The sequence below is a fragment of the Luteimonas rhizosphaerae genome (genome assembly GCF_002849595.1).
In the GTDB taxonomy this organism is placed as follows: Bacteria; Pseudomonadota; Gammaproteobacteria; order Xanthomonadales; family Xanthomonadaceae; genus Luteimonas; species Luteimonas cellulosilyticus.
The window spans coordinates 79,483-94,122 of sequence record NZ_NRQR01000020.1; the positions used below are offsets into that span (position 1 = coordinate 79,483).

Sequence of the window (14,640 nt, forward strand, 5' to 3'; positions counted from 1 at the left end):
TCCGGCGCGCATTCGCCATCCCAGCGCCGGAAGCGACTGCCGCGGTGCGCTGCACGACGTCGCCGGGACCTGCGGCGGCCCAGCCTCGCGGGCTCGGCACGCGCGTTCCCGGCGCGTTGTGTCGCGCTCGCGTCGCCATGCGGGCGACGGCGGTCCTCCGTCGTCCGGCGTGCCATGTCCGTCCGCTCACGCGCCGGGTGTTAGACCTCCGGGCCAAACCCGTGGAGAGCGGCATGCCGTATCGCATCAGACACCGGGATTCCGATCCCCAGGCGGCCGTGCGCCGCATCGCGCGCGAACAGGTCGAGGCGGCGCTGCAGGGCATCGACCGTCACGACGCGGACACCGCGCCGGTCATCCACGACGTGCGCAAGCGCTGCAAGAAGGTCCGCGGCCTGCTGCGCCTGGTGCGACCGGGGTTGGCGACCTACCGCCTGGAAAACGCCGCGTTCCGCAACATCGCCGCGCCGCTCGGCCCCCTGCGCGATGCCGGCGTGCGCGTCGACACCTTCGACGCCCTGGTCGCACCCCTGGATGCGCGCGACGCCGCATCGCTCGTCCCGATCCGGAACCGGCTGCGCCTGGAACGCGACACGCTCGCCGCCGCGCAGGTGCCCGACGCCCTACTGCGCGACGCGCGCGAGGCGCTGCAGGCGGCGTTGGCGCGCATCGCGACGTGGCGCCTCGAGGATGACGGCTTCGACGCGTTCGCAGGCGGCCTGAGGACCACGTATCGCCGTGGCCGCAAGGCGATGCGCCGGGCGCGCAGGACCGGCGACGACGAGGCCTTCCACGACTGGCGCAAGCGCTGCAAGGCACACGCCTTCCATCTGCGTCTGCTGCGGCCGCTGTGGCCCGGGCCGATGCGCGCCCAGCGCGCCTGCGCCGAGGCGCTCGGCGAACTGCTCGGCGAACACCACGACCTGGCGGTGCTCGCATCGTGCGTGCGCGCGATGCGCGAGCTGCCCCGCGACGCGGTCGACACCCTGCTCGCGCGCATCCGCGAACGGCAGCACGCCCTCGCGCGACGCGCCGATGCGATCGGCGCACGCCTGTATGCGGAATCGCCGTCGGCCCTCGCGCACACGTGGCGACGCCGCTACAAGGCCTGGCGTCGCGATCGATGACCGGGCAACGCGACAGACCGCATGCGCACACGGACGCAGGCAGCCGGCGCCCTCAATCGTCCTTCGCGAACCGGATCACCAGACCGGCGCGATCATCGGTCGCCCAGATCGCGCCGTCGTCGGCGACCGCGAGGCCGACCGGCGAGCCCTGCGGGCGCACGCCGCGGGACAGACCCCAGCCCGGAGTGAGCAGGACCGGCGTCGCCGCCGGACCCGCGCCGTAGGCGCGCATGCCGGCGCCATAGACCGGGAACCGCGGCTGCGGATCGGGCCGCGGCAACCCGCGCGCGTCGACCGCGAAGCTCGCGATGCGGCCGCCGACCGAGCGATGCCCGTGCCAAGTCATCAGCAGGCGACCCTGCAGCGCAGGAAACATCGCGCCCTCGTACCACAGCATGTCCAGCGGCGCCGCGTGCGGCGGCAACAGCAGTGCAGGCGCGGCGTGCGCGTCGGAGCGGCACCAGCCGGCCTTGTCCGGCCACCCCGGCGTGGCCCGGGCGAGGTCGGCGCAGTACGGCCAGCCGTAATGGCCGCCGGCCTCGATCAGGTTGAGCTCCTCGAACGGCGTCCAGCGGCTGTCGAAGTCGTAGCTGTTCTCGCCCTGCAGCACCGTCCCCGATGCATGCACCGCCAGTGCCAGAGAATTGCGCAAGCCGCGCGCATGGACCACGCCGTCCGGCGACCAGCGGCCGTCGCCCTCGTAGCGATACAGGCGCAGGCTCGCGGCGTCCTCGGCGCCTTCGCTCTGCGCGCACAGACCATCGGCCGTGCGCGCATCGTCGCCGGTGCACTGGTCGCTCGGCGCGCCTACGTTGACCAGCAGGTCGCCGTTCGGCAGGAACACGAACTTCGACAGCGGATGACGATGCGTGTGCAGCCGGTTGTCGGGCAGTCCATCGATCACGGTCTGCACCGTCGCCGCAGGATCGTCCGCGGCCGGATCGAAGCGGATGATCCGGCTCATCTCGCCGACGTAGATCCCGCCGTCAGGACCGCGCGCGATCGCATGCGGCAACTGCAGGCCTTCGAGCACCGGCTCCACCGCGACGGCAGCGCCGGGCGCGGCGCGCAGCCGCCACACGGCACCGCGCGCGCCTTCCCACGCGCCCAGGTCGGTGACCAGCCAGGTCCCGGCGTCGAGCTGCAGCAGGGAGCGCGGCAGGCGCAGGGCGCGCGTCGGGTCCTGCGTGGTCGGCCCGGCCACCAGACCCGCGCACATGCCGCGCATCGTGCCGATCGCCAGACGGGGATAGCCGCCGCACGGGGTGGCCTCCACGGCATGGCGCTCGCGCGCAGTGGACAGCAGGACGGGCAGCAACCACAGGACGATCAGCGCGCAGACGCGCAGGCCATGCATGGCATCGGTTCTCGCAATCGAAGGTCGCGCGCATGATGCCGCCTGCGCGCGCCACGCGTCACGTCCGCTCCTGCCGCGATGCCGGCATCGCGTTGCGATCAGGTTCCCGGGAACATGCGGTCGAGGCGGATCGGCAGATCGCGATGGCGCTGCCCGGTCGCATGGAAGATCGCGTTCGACACCGCGGCTGCGACACCGGCCATCACCACTTCGCCCAGGCCTTTCGCGCCCGCGGCATTGATCAGCGGGTCGGGCGCACCGACGAAGCCGACCTCGATGTCGCCGATGTCGGCGTTGACCGCCGTGACGTACTCCTCGAGGCTGGCATTGAGGAAACCACCGAAGCGCGGATCGGATTCGCTGACCTCGTGCAGCGTGCCGCCGATGCCCCAGACGACGCCGCCGCGCACCTGGCTCACCGCGGTGACCGGACTGACGGTCGCGCCGCAGTCCGCGATGCTGACGACGCGCGGGATGCGGATCCGCCGCGTGCCCGGCGCGATGTGCACTTCGACGAAATGCGCGATCGAACTCATCGTCACGAATTCTGGATAGACCGGTCCGGCGGTCGCGACCTGTCCGGTTTCGAGACGCTGCAGCACCTGCTCCGGTTGTCCCGGCGCGCGGCTGCGCACGTCGACGCTGGCTTGGGCACGGCCCTGCCGGCGCAGTTCGGCGACGACCTCGCGCGGCGCGACGCCGACCTGCGCGCCGAGCGCGTCGACGGCCACTCCGGCCGCGCGCAATGCCGTGGCCGTGCCCCACGACCCCGCCGTCAGATGCTGGGCGACCCGGTCCGGTTCGCCGACCGAGATCGCGATGCTGCCGGGGACGATTCCGAGCCGGTCGCCGAGATAGTTGGCGACCGTCGAGCGCAGGCCCTGCCCCATCTCGTGGCCGGACACGGCGATCCTCGCCGTGCCATCCGCGCGCACTTCGAGCACGGCGCCGGCCGCGGCCGTGGCGCCCTTGTACAGGCCGATGGCGACGCCCATGCCGAGCAGGTCGCCGCCCGGGGTCCGCATCGAACCGGGGGCCGGCGCGCGTCGCTGCCAGTCGAAACGGCGCGCGCCCTCTTCCAGGGTCTCGCGGACGTGGCGCGACGAGAACGGCTTGCCGGTGATCGGGTCCACGCTGGCGTCGTTGGCCAGCCGCAGCTGCACCGGGTCGATGCCGAGCTGCTGGGCCAGCTCGTCGACCGCGCTCTCGTAGGCGAAGCTGCCGGTGTGCTCGTAGGGCGCGCGCATGTAGCCGGGCGTCTGCACGTCCGTCCGGATCAGCCGCTCGCGGCCGCGGAAGTTGGGGATCCCGTAGAACCGCGACGTCACGTCGGCGTAGACCGCGGGAAACAGATCGTGGCGCGAGGTCTGCTGGTCGACCTCGTGGATCGCCGCGGTGATCCTGCCTTCCGCCGTGGCGCCGAGCCGTACCCGGTGCCGCGACGCGGGCCGGAAGCTCGCCTGGTGGAAGGTCTGTGCGCGCGTGACCACCAGTTTGACCGGGCGTCCGCTGATGCGCGCGGCGACAGCGGCCAGCACGGTCTGTCCCTGCAGCGAGTTCTTCTGACCGAAGCCGCCACCGACCTGCGGCGACATCACGCGCACGTTCTCCGGCGCGATGCCGAGCTGGCGGGCCACGCCGTGCTGGATGCCGCCGCTGTTCTGCGTGCCCTCGTGGATGATCAGGGTGTCGTCCCGCCATTCGGCGACGGTGGCGATCAGTTCCATCGGATTCTGGTGCTGGGTCGGCGCGGTGTAGCGGCCATCGACCCGCACGGCCGCTGCCGCATACGCCGCGTCCGCAGATCGGCTGGCCCCGGTAGGCGATATCGGTGCCGAGCATCGGCTGGATGCTCTGGACGCCGTAGCCCCCGCCCATGACGAAGCCGGGCGGCTGCACGCCGGCCATGTCGGAGTGGGTCAGCACGTGCCGGACCCCCGGCATCGCCGCGGCCGCGCCGATGTCGAGCGCGACGAGCCGGCCGCGCCCGATGGTGGCGCCCACGGTCACCGCGTGCAGCAGGCCGTCGGGCCGGCGGTCGGCCGCGTACAGCGGACGTCCGCGCACCTTGTCCTCGGCGTCGACGCGGCGCGTCGGGGGATAGCGTGTCTGCATGGCTCAGGCCCTCTCCATCGCGATGCCGATGGCGTCGGCCACCGTCTGGACGCCGAGTGGAACGCGGAATGCGTTGTGCGGACTGGTGCGCGCGCCACGCAGCGCGATGTCGCCGGCCTCCAGCGCGAGCGCACGCGTGTAGGGGCGATCCCGCAGCACCGCTTCGGCGTCGCGCACGCGCATCGGTCTGGCGCCGACGCCGCCCAGGGCGATGCGCACCTCGCGGATCCGGCCGCGGTCGACGTCGACGCCGACTGCCGCCGACGTCAGCGCGAACGCGTAGGAGGCCCGGTCGCGGATCTTGTGGTACGTCGACGCGCGCAGCGCGGGCGACGCGGGCACGTGGATGCGGGTGATCAGGTCGCCGGGGTCGAGCACCGTCTCGATGTGCGGCGTGGTGCCCGGTTCGCGATGCAGCGCCTCCGCCGGCAGCCGCCGCAGTCCGCGCGGGCCCAGCACCTCGATCTCGGCGTCGAAGGCCACCAGCGCGACCGCCCAGTCGCCCGGGTAGTTGGCGATGCAGGCGTCGCTGGTGCCGAAGAGCGCCAGCCCGCGGTCCACGCCACCGATCGCGGAACAGCCGCTGCCGGGCTGGCGCTTGTTGCAGGCGTAGGGCGCGCCCCCGCGGAAATAGCCGCACCGGGTGCGCTGCAGCAGGTTGCCGCCCACCGTGGCCATGTTGCGCAGCTGCTGCGACGCGGCCTTCGACAGCGATTCCGACAGCGCCGGATAGCGCGACCTGACCTCGTCGTGATCCGCGACGTCCGCCATCCGCGCGAGCGCACCGACGACCAGACCGCGCCGGCCGACCTTGATCTCGTGGAGATCCGGCAGCGCGGTGATGTCGACCAGCGTCGACGGCGTTTCGACCTCCAGCTTCATCAGGTCGAACAGGGTCGTGCCGCCGGCCAGGAAGCGGGCGCCGTCGCCGCCGGCTGTCGCTTCGACCGCCTGCGCCAGCGACGTGGCCCGCACGTGCGCGAACGGGCGCATCAGGCGCGCGCCATTTTCGGCGCCGCCGCGAGCACCGCCGCGACGATGCCGGCGTAGGCGCCGCAGCGGCAGAGATTGCCGCTCATGTACTCGCGGACCTCGTCGGCGGATCCCGCATGCCCTTCCCGGACGCAGGCGATGGCGGCCATGATCTGGCCCGGCGTGCAGTAGCCGCACTGCAGCGCGTCGTGTTCGATGAAGGCGGCCTGCATGGGATGCAGTTCGCCGTCGCCGGCAATGCCTTCGATCGTGGTGACCGCACGCCCTTCGGCCTGCACCGCCGGCGTCAGGCAGGCCACCACGCGACGTCCGTCGACGTGCACGGTGCACGCGCCGCACTGGCCGTGGTCGCAGCCCTTCTTGCTGCCGAACAATCCCTGCCCTTCGCGCAGCAGATCGAGCAGCGACGTCCGGTTGTCGACATCCACCTGGACCGGGCCCCCGTTGATGACCGTCGCCAGCCGGCTGGACAGCGCACCGGTGGGCGGACCGCCGGGCGCCACCGGCATTGCAGCCGCAGACGGCCCACCCGCCAGACCGGTCGGCAGCCACGCCAGCGCGACCGTCGCCAGACCACCGGCCAGCACCTCGCGCCGGTTCACCTGGAACGCGGGCAGCAGGTCGTCGTCGTGTTCGTCGCCGGACTCGGTCATGGGGGGCACCTCTGCGCATCGGGATGCCGGAGTTGTACCTGCCGCCGGCCGGCGTTTCTCTCGCGCCGTTGCGGCGCACGCTCGCGCGATTGCGCCGGTCGCCGACGGCCCCGACGACGTCGCGCCGGGTCAGAGTGCCCGGTAGGCGCTCGGCGACAGGCCCGTGGCGCGCAGGAACGCGCTGCCGAACGCGCTCGGACTCGCGTAGCCGCATTCGAAGGCGATGTCGGTGATGCTCATGCCGCGCGCCTGCAGCAGGCCGCGCGCATGTGCGATGCGGAAGCGCTGCAGCCGCCGGAACGGCGTTTCGCCATAGCGGGCATTGCACAGCCGGATCAGCTGGAAGGCGCTCATGCCGACGTCCGCGGCGAGCTCGGCGAGGGTGAAGTCGTCGGCCAGGCGATGCCGCAGGAACGCGTCCATCCGGTCGAGCACGCCCTGCGCACGATCGGACGCGCCAGGCGGTCGCGCCGGCTCGGGTTCGCCCACCAGGTGGGCGGCGAGGAAATGCGCCGCCGCATCGGCATAGAACCCCGATGCGCCGCGTTCCGCCGCCTGTTCGAGGGCCAGCACCAGCGTCCCGATCGTGGCGTCGTGATGTGACAGGCGATTCAGACGCGCGACGGGAATGCCATGGCCGATGCCGTCCGCCGCTTCCTCGATCAGACGCGAGCGGAGCCGTACCTGCACGCTGGTGTGCTCGGTCCGGTTGCGCCAACGCAGCGTCGCGCCTTCCCCGGGCGCGGTGAACCCCAGGTCGCCGTCGCGGTAGCGCGCGCCGAGCCAGCGGCCTGCCCGGCGCCGCTCGATGTTGGCGGTGCCGATGGGCTCGCCGGCCTGCTTGATCAGGACGATGCTCTGGTAGTCGTGGGCGAAGACATCCAGGCCCTCGCAGATGCAGGGATCGCGCACGCGCAGCACCTGCACGTTCGGCCAGCCCAGCCTCGTGCTGTCGAGTTCGAGGGTGCCCGCGAGGCGGGGTCCGTGCGCCAGCCCGGGCGCGTCGTCGTCGCGATGTGGTGCCGCGATCCGCATGCGGGTCTCCAGCGGGGGATGGAGCGCCAGTCGGCGTCATCGCAGTCTACGCGCCTGCGGGGCGCGTCCGGCAAGCCGCCGCGCTTCCGGAGGCTGCCCTCGGCATGCCTCGGCCGTGCGCCGCCTGCTGCCGACGCTGCGCCTGCACGAACGTGCCGACGGCGCGCGCCTGTCACCGCGATGCGACCGGACGCCGGCGTCGCTGCCGTCGCCGGCCTCATCCGCGGGCGGATCGCCTGCGGGATCCCGGTGCTGCCCTGGATCCACGGGCCGCGAGCCGCCGCTCGTTGCCGGACGACGACAACGGCCGGGCCCCGCTCGTGCATCGGACGCGACGACAGAGGCGATGACCGGCGCTGCAGTCCTAGGGATCCGATGCCGCGAAATGCGCGAGCTGGTCCGCGTGCGCCTTGCGGAATGCGGGGCGCGCCGTGAGGCGGGCCACGTAGGCCTCGCTGGCGGGACGCGTGCCGCGCGCGCGCACCTTGGGAATACGCAGCACGTCGGCCATCACCAGGTCCGCCACCGTGAATCGACCGGCGGCCAGCCATTCGGTCGTGGCCAGCACCGCTTCCAGCTGGCCGAGGCGCTTGTCCATCCAGCCGGCGAGCGCATTGTCATCGTCGCCGGACAGGCCCAGCACCCACCAGGGCACCGTCACCATCTCGATCGAATTCAGCGCGGCCAGCACCCACTGCAGCGTGGCCGCGCGGCCCTGCGCATCGCCCGGCAACAGCCGCTCGCTCCGGTCGGCGAGATGCAGCAGGCAGGCGCCGCTTTCGAACAGCGCGACCTCGCCATCGCGCAGGTACGGGACCTGCCCGAACGGCTGCCGGTCGAGATGGTTGCTGTCGCGCCCCTCGAACGGCACCGTGCCGATTTCGTACGGCAGGCCGGCTTCCTCCGCGGCCCAGCGCAGGCGCAGGTCGCGCACGAAACCGCGCGGCGCGGCGGGCACGGTGTCGTAGGTCCAGATGGTCAGGGTGTCGGTCATGCCGTGTCCGGTCGAATGCAGGGCGAGGGTCCCGGACGCAGCCTACAACGGGGCATCGGCGCGGCCATGCTCCGCGATCACGGCACGCGCACCTGGCGCCGGCCAGCGCTGCGCCGCGCGTACGCGGGGCCGCGACCCCGTCAGCGATCGCTGCATGCCGCTGCCGGTGCCGAGGCCCGCACGAAGGTCGCCTGCAGCCTGCCGCCGTCGGGGCGGAGGAAGGTTTCGAACATGCAGTCGCCTTCGACCCGCATGTCCAGATCGGCGGTGGTGCGCACCGCGCCGATCCAGTTCGGGAACGTGGCGCCCTCGACCCGGTTGCCCTGGAAGCGTCCTGCGGCGTCGACCGTATAGGTGCCGAAGAAGCCGATGCTCGACGCCATCGCGCGGCGGTTCTCCTCGTCGGTGCCGCCGCCGCGCGCGTCGGATGCGAATCGCGGCGACCCGGCATCGGTCAGCACCTCGACGAAATGCAGGTCGTCGGTGAACACCAGCATGCCACGCGGCGTTGGGCCGTAGGGCCGCTCGATCCGGCCCCCGGTCTCGAGCGTCGCGGACACCATGCGCCAGGTCCCGGCCATCTGGTTCGGTGCGGCCGGCGGAGTCCCGTCGCCCGCGGCGAGCGCCGCCAGCGGCAGCGTCAGCAGCAGTGCCAGGGGCAGCCGGCGCGTCATGTCCGGTCCGCCGACAGCGTCAGTGCCTGCTGCGCGAGCAGATCGTCCAGCCGTGCGTGCAGCGCCCGCTGGATGTTGTCGAAGGCGATGCTGCCGAGCGCGATCCGGCGCCGCGGCCGTTCCGCGTCGGCCACCTGGATCATCGCCGCGGTGGTGCGGGCGGCATCGCCCTTGAGTTCGAATGCGCCGCTGGCGACCGCGCGGCGCACCTCGCCGGCCGGCGTGTCGTCGTAGGCCGGCAGCGGCGTCGCGTGCTCCAGCCCGTTGCCGAACTCCGTCGCCGTCGGTCCCGGCTCGGCGATGACGACGTCGATGCCGAACGGCGCCACTTCCTGCGCCACCGCGTCGAGGAAGCCTTCGATGCCCCACTTGGTCGCGTGGTACAGGCTGAAATTGGGATAGCTCGTCTGCCCGCCCTCGGACGCGACCTGCAGGATGCGTCCGCCACCCTGCGCCCGCAGATGCGGCAGCACGGCGCGGACCAGCTGGATCGATGCCGTCAGGTTCGTCGCGATCTGGCGCTCGATCTGCGCATCGCTGACTTCCTCGGCGGCGCCGAACAGCCCGTAGCCGGCGCTGCTGACGACCACGTCGATACGCCCGAACGCCGCGAACGCCGCGTCGACCTCGCGCCGCAGCGCGGCCGTGTCGGTGATGTCGAAGCGCGCCACGCGCAGCCGCGCGCCGGCGTCGGCCTGCAGCGCGTCGAACGGGGCAGTGCGGCGGCCGCAGGCGACGACCCGGTCGCCACGGGCCAGCAGTTGTTGCGTCATGTGCAGGCCCAGGCCGGACGATGCACCGGTGATCCACCAGGTCTTCATGGCAATGCCTCTCGTGGGGAAGCCGATACCGTAGGCCGCGCTCCGACCTGTGATAAGACGCACCAGTCCGAACGAGCTGGTGGGGATTCCTCAACAATGTCCGACGTCACCCTCCCCGACCTGCGCGCCTTCGCTGCCGTCGCCCAGCACCGCGGGTTCCAGAAGGCCGCCGACGCGCTGGGCGTGTCGCGCTCGTCGCTGAGCCACGCGGTGAAAGGGCTCGAACGCCGCCTGGGCGTGCGCCTGCTGCACCGGACCACGCGCAGCGTCGCCGTCACCGAAGCGGGCGCGCAGCTGCTGCAGCGGCTGACGCCGACCCTGCGCGCACTCGACGACGCGCTCGACGCCGTCCGCCACGGCGAGGACGAACTGGTCGGCACGCTGCGCATCAACGCCAACCGTGGCGGCGCCCGCTGGCTGTTGCGGCACGCCATCCCGGTCTTCCAGCAGCGCCATCCGCGGGTGACGCTGGACCTGGTGACCGAAGGCGCGTTCGTCGACATCGTCGCCGAAGGTTTCGACGCCGGTGTGCGCCTGGCCGAGGCCGTGCCGAAGGACATGATCGCCGTGCCCTTCGGTCCCGACGTGCGTTTCATCGCGGTCGCGGCGCCGGCGTATGTGGACGCCGAAGGCCGGCCGGACACGCCGGGCGCCCTGCTGGCGCACCGCTGCATCCGCCAGCGCCTGCCGAGCGGCAAGCGCTACCGCTGGGAATTCGAGCAGGACGGCGTGGCCCGCGCGATCGACGTGCCCGGCACCCTGAGCCTCGACGACAGCGAACTGATGGTCGACGCCGCGATCGACGGCCTCGGCATCGCCTTCGTGCCCGACCCCTTCGCGCGCCAGGCACTGGACGACGGCCGGCTGGTGCTGCTGCTCGACGACTGGAGTCCGCGCTGGCCGGGCCTGTGCCTCTACTACGCGAGCTACCGCCAGGTGCCGGCGCCGCTGCGCGCCTTGATCGAGGTGGTGCGCGGCATCACACCGGCGGAACCGGTTCGCGATGGCGGCGGCGTGGCATGACCACGCCTGTCCGCCACCGCACGCGTCAGTACGAAGCCGACACGAGGGTGTCCGGCCGCTCGGCCAGCCGCCCGATCAACCAGACGAACGCCTCGGTCTGACCGCTCAGCGTGCAGCCGCCATCGATGCTGGCGGCCAGCAGGTCCTGTGCATCGGACCGGCACAGCGCGGAGACCGCCCGGTCATCCCGCAGCACCAGCGAACAGGACGGCGCCCGCGTCGACGCGTCGACGTTCACCGTGACCGCGCGTCCCGCGATGCGCAGGCCGATCCGTTCGTCCGTGCCAGCGAGTCCGATCGACACGGCGAGACTCGGCACCGGCCCCCGCACTCCGGCCAGCACGCGCGTCAGATGGTCGCCGAAGGCCTGCGCCCAGGCCGCCACGGCCGACATCGCGCCCGCTCCGGGCGGCGCCGTCGGCTCGCGCTCCGGCATGGACGGCTCCGCGTCAACCGCGTGCTCCGGCACACGGTCCACCTGGCGCGCCTGTTCGACGTCGCGCTGCACGTCGATCAGCGTCGCGAGCGTCCTGTCCACGTCGTCGCGCGTGTGCGCGGCCGAGCAGATCAGGCGCAGGCGCCCGCGGCCGCGCTCGACGATGGGATAGGTCACCGCGGTGGCATGCACGCCGCGCGCGTGCAGGCCGCGCGCGATCGCATACAGGGTCTCGCTGTCGGCAATGTGCGGCGTGACGATGGGGCCGTCGCCGGTGCCGAGGTCGTAGCCGGCGTCGGTGAAGCGCGCGCGCATGTAGCGGGTGGTGTCCCACAGGCGTGCTCGCAGCGCGTCGTCCGCGCGCAGCCGCCGCAACGCGGCGAGCGCGGCGGCGATGTCGGCCGGCGTCGTGGTCGCCTGGAACACATACGCGCGTGCGGCCGTCTTGAGCAGCGCGACGTGCGACGCGCTGGCGGCGATCACGCCGCCGAGGCTGCCCAGCGCCTTGCTGAGCGTGGTCATGATGAAGTCGACCTCGCCGCTGACGCCCTGCTCGGCGCAGATGCCCGCACCGCGCGGCCCGTAGAAACCGAACGAATGCGCCTCGTCCACGAGCACCAGCGCGCCGTAACGTTTGGCCATGTGCACGATCTCGCGCACCGGCGCGGTGCCCTCGCCCATGCTGTAGACACCTTCGAGCACGACCAGCGTCGTGCGATGCGGCGACGCCTCCGCTTCCAGCACGGCCTGCAGATCGGCCGCGTCGTTGTGCTTGAAGGTGCGGATCCGCGCGCCGCTCAGGCGCGCGCCGTCGACGATCGATGCGTGGCAGAGCTGGTCCATCACCACCACGTCTTTGTCGCCCAGAAGGCCCGCGATGACGCCGAGATTCGCGGTGAACCCGGTCGAGAACAGGCAACCGGCCGGCTTGCCCACCAGCTCGGCGAATTCCTTCTCGAAATCGAGGTGCAGATCGGTCATGCCCGACGCGGTCGGCGACGTGCCCATGCCGGTGCCGAAACGCTCCAGCGCGGACTGCGCTTGCGCGATGACGTCGGGGTCGCGATTGAGGCCCAGATAGAGGTTGGTACTCCAGATGATGGCCTCGTGTTCCTCCCCCGTGTGCACGTCTGCCACCGTGCCCCTGTGGCCGCTGCCGGTGCGAACCAGCTTGCTGTAGGGCTCGCGCCCCGAACGCGTCAGCAGCGCCTTCAGCTCGCGGATCAGCGTGCCCTTGTCGGTCGCCGACCACGCGGGCGCGCGGGCGGCCAGGAACGGCGGATGGCCGGCGCGGATCTGCGCCTGGAACGGGCCCAGCGTGTCCGCCGTGCCTTGCGCCGGCGCGTCGGCTGCAGGCGTGCGGTCGCCCTCGTCCAGCAGCCCGGCCAGAGACGCGGCGACGGCGCCGGGCGTCGGATGCTCCACCAGCAGCGAGGCCGGCAGGTCGCGGCCGAGCAGCGTCGACAGGCGGTGGCTCAGTTCGACCGAATCCAGGGAATCGATGCCCAGCGTTTCCAGGGCCTGCTGCGGCGGCACCTGCGCGGGGTCCGCCAGCCGCAGGAAGCGTGCGATTTCGGCCTGCACGACCGCAACGAGCGCGGTCTGTCGCGCGTCGCCCGACAGACCCGCGACGCGCTGCAGGATGCCGCCGGGCTGGTCGGCGGTCGCGGGATCGGAAGGCTGGGCGTCGCCGGCCACCGCGTAGTCGCGCCCCGCCACCGGGACCGGCAGCTGCTTGCGATCGAGTTTGCCGTTGGGCAACTCCGGCAGCGCGGCGAGCCGCATCACCACCTGCGGCACCATGTAGCGCGGCAGCCGGTCGGCGGCGTGCGCACGCATCGCGTCGTCGGTCAGCGCTTGCCGGCCCACGACGTAGGCGACCAGCAGGCCGCGGCCGTCGCCCGCATCGACGACCGCGACGGCAGCGCCGTCCACGCCCGGCATCGACTCCAGTGTCGCTTCGATCTCTTCCAGCTCGATCCGGAAGCCGCGGAGCTTGACCTGCTGGTCGATGCGCCCGAGGAATTCGATCTGGCCCTCTTCGGTCCATCGACATCGGTCGCCGGTCCGGTACAGGCGGGTGTCGGGAATCGGGCCGGCGGGATCCGGCGTCGCGAACCGCTCGCGCGTGCGCGCCTTGTCGTGGAGATAGCCGCGCGCCAGCTGCTCGCCCGCGAGATGCAGCTCGCCCGCCACGCCCACCGGCACCGGCTGCATGGCGTCGTCCAGGATGTAGGACCGCGAGTTCGCGACCGGCCTGCCGATGGTGATCGTCTGCACATCGGCCGGCACTTCGGTGGCCGTCGAATAGACCGTGTCCTCGGTCGGCCCGTACAGGTTCAGCACGCGCGGGCGTTGCGGCAGCGCGTGCAATTGCGCGACCAGCGGCCGCTTCAGCACGTCGCCGCCCATGACGACGCAGCGGACCCCCTCGGGCAGACCGCCCGATGCCAGCAGGCCCTGCATCGACGAAGGCACCATAATCGTCGTGCGCACCCGGTCCGCGGCCGGCAACGCCGGCAGGGCCAATGCATTGGCCGCCAGCACCACGGTGCCGCCGAGCGACAACGTGCCCAGGATTTCCATGACCGACGTGTCGAAACAGATGGACGCCGCCGCGAGCACCCCGGCAAGCTCGTCGTCGTCCAGCAGTTGCCGCATCGAACGCGTCATCGCCACGACGCTGCGGTGTTCGACGGCGACGCCCTTGGGCTGGCCGGTCGAACCCGAGGTGTAGATCACGTAGGCGAGATCGCCCGCCGACGGCGGCGCCATCGCATCCGGGGCCGTGTCGCCGACCGTATCGAGATGGACCAGCACGGCCGCGTCGGCGCAGAGCTGCGCCGACGCGGCGCCGTCGACGATGACGGCCGCTGCGCGCGCGTGCTCGAGCATGTAGCGCACGCGCTCGCGCGGATACGCCGGATCCAGCGGCACGTAGGCGCAGCCGGCGCGCATGACACCCAGCAAGGTCGCCGCGACGTCCCACGTGCGGCCCATGCACACGCCGACCAGCGACCCCGGTGGCACGCCGCGCCTTGCGAGCTCGCCCGCGATCGCGAGCGCCCTGCGCGTCAGACGCGCGTAGTCGACGACGGTGTTGCCATCGAGGATGGCGCTGCGCTGCGGATGCGCCCGCGCCTGCGCGTCGACCAGGCTCCAGATCGTGGCGTCCCGGTCGTACGGCACTGCCGTCCGGTTCCAGTCGATGAGGATGCGCCGCAGCGCGTCATCATCGATCACGGCGCCATCGCGACCCGACAGGCCGGTGTCGCGCATCGCATCCTCCGCTACACGCGGCTGCTCGGCTTCCTGCATGGCGCACTCCTCGAACTGGATTCGGACCCAGGAGTCTAGGTAGCCGGTGCCGCACGCGGTGAACGCGCCATGACGCGCGCGCGAAGCGGGGTGT

At 72.3% G+C, this 14,640-nt stretch carries 11 protein-coding genes; 2 read left to right on the top strand and 9 right to left on the bottom strand.

Annotated features, from left to right (window positions below; translation table 11 throughout):
* Window positions 1-233 precede the first annotated feature (233 nt).
* On the top strand, window positions 234-1,127 hold the full coding sequence (locus tag CJ022_RS09905; RefSeq protein WP_158238393.1) for a CHAD domain-containing protein: 894 nt from the start codon (window positions 234-236) through the stop codon (window positions 1,125-1,127).
* 52 nt (window positions 1,128-1,179) lie between these two features.
* Here CJ022_RS09905 and CJ022_RS09910 read toward each other — a convergent pair whose 3' ends face one another.
* The 8 genes from CJ022_RS09910 to CJ022_RS09945 all read right to left on the bottom strand — a co-directional run bounded on the left by CJ022_RS09910 (window position 1,180) and on the right by CJ022_RS09945 (window position 9,769).
* Window positions 1,180-2,484, bottom strand: coding sequence for a PQQ-dependent sugar dehydrogenase (locus CJ022_RS09910; RefSeq protein WP_101926490.1), 1,305 nt, complete (start codon window positions 2,482-2,484; stop codon window positions 1,180-1,182).
* 98 nt (window positions 2,485-2,582) lie between these two features.
* Complete coding sequence (locus tag CJ022_RS09915; RefSeq protein WP_255407567.1) at window positions 2,583-4,313, bottom strand: xanthine dehydrogenase family protein molybdopterin-binding subunit; 1,731 nt, start codon at window positions 4,311-4,313, stop codon at window positions 2,583-2,585.
* 289 nt (window positions 4,314-4,602) lie between these two features.
* Window positions 4,603-5,592, bottom strand: a complete 990-nt coding sequence (locus CJ022_RS09920; RefSeq protein WP_101926491.1) for an FAD binding domain-containing protein — start codon at window positions 5,590-5,592, stop codon at window positions 4,603-4,605.
* The gene (locus CJ022_RS09925) at window positions 5,592-6,209 is read right to left on the bottom strand and encodes a (2Fe-2S)-binding protein (RefSeq protein ID WP_425490794.1); all 618 of its coding nucleotides are present in this window, start codon (window positions 6,207-6,209) and stop codon (window positions 5,592-5,594) included. Before CJ022_RS09925 ends, CJ022_RS09920 begins: the two co-directional genes overlap by 1 nt.
* A 165-nt stretch (window positions 6,210-6,374) precedes the next feature.
* Window positions 6,375-7,280: a helix-turn-helix domain-containing protein gene (locus CJ022_RS09930; protein ID WP_101926493.1), complete on the bottom strand. Its 906-nt coding sequence runs from the start codon at window positions 7,278-7,280 to the stop codon at window positions 6,375-6,377.
* Between the two features lie 364 nt (window positions 7,281-7,644).
* On the bottom strand, window positions 7,645-8,274 hold the full coding sequence (locus tag CJ022_RS09935) for a glutathione S-transferase family protein (protein WP_101926494.1): 630 nt from the start codon (window positions 8,272-8,274) through the stop codon (window positions 7,645-7,647).
* Window positions 8,275-8,414: 140 nt separating this feature from the next.
* Window positions 8,415-8,948 carry a lipocalin-like domain-containing protein gene (locus CJ022_RS09940; protein ID WP_101926495.1) on the bottom strand — a complete coding sequence of 178 codons (534 nt, stop codon included), beginning with the start codon at window positions 8,946-8,948 and terminating at the stop codon, window positions 8,415-8,417.
* Window positions 8,945-9,769 carry an SDR family oxidoreductase gene (locus CJ022_RS09945; protein WP_101926496.1) on the bottom strand — a complete coding sequence of 275 codons (825 nt, stop codon included), beginning with the start codon at window positions 9,767-9,769 and terminating at the stop codon, window positions 8,945-8,947. The genes CJ022_RS09940 and CJ022_RS09945 overlap by 4 nt, the downstream gene beginning before the upstream one ends.
* A gap of 96 nt (window positions 9,770-9,865) precedes the next feature.
* Between CJ022_RS09945 and CJ022_RS09950 the strand changes: the two genes are divergently transcribed.
* Complete coding sequence (locus CJ022_RS09950) at window positions 9,866-10,792, top strand: LysR family transcriptional regulator (RefSeq protein WP_101926497.1); 927 nt, start codon at window positions 9,866-9,868, stop codon at window positions 10,790-10,792.
* 25 nt (window positions 10,793-10,817) lie between these two features.
* On the opposite strand, the gene CJ022_RS09955 is transcribed toward CJ022_RS09950, so the two are convergent.
* Window positions 10,818-14,546 carry an amino acid adenylation domain-containing protein gene (locus CJ022_RS09955; RefSeq protein WP_101926498.1) on the bottom strand — a complete coding sequence of 1,243 codons (3,729 nt, stop codon included), beginning with the start codon at window positions 14,544-14,546 and terminating at the stop codon, window positions 10,818-10,820.
* Window positions 14,547-14,640: the final 94 nt, after the last annotated feature.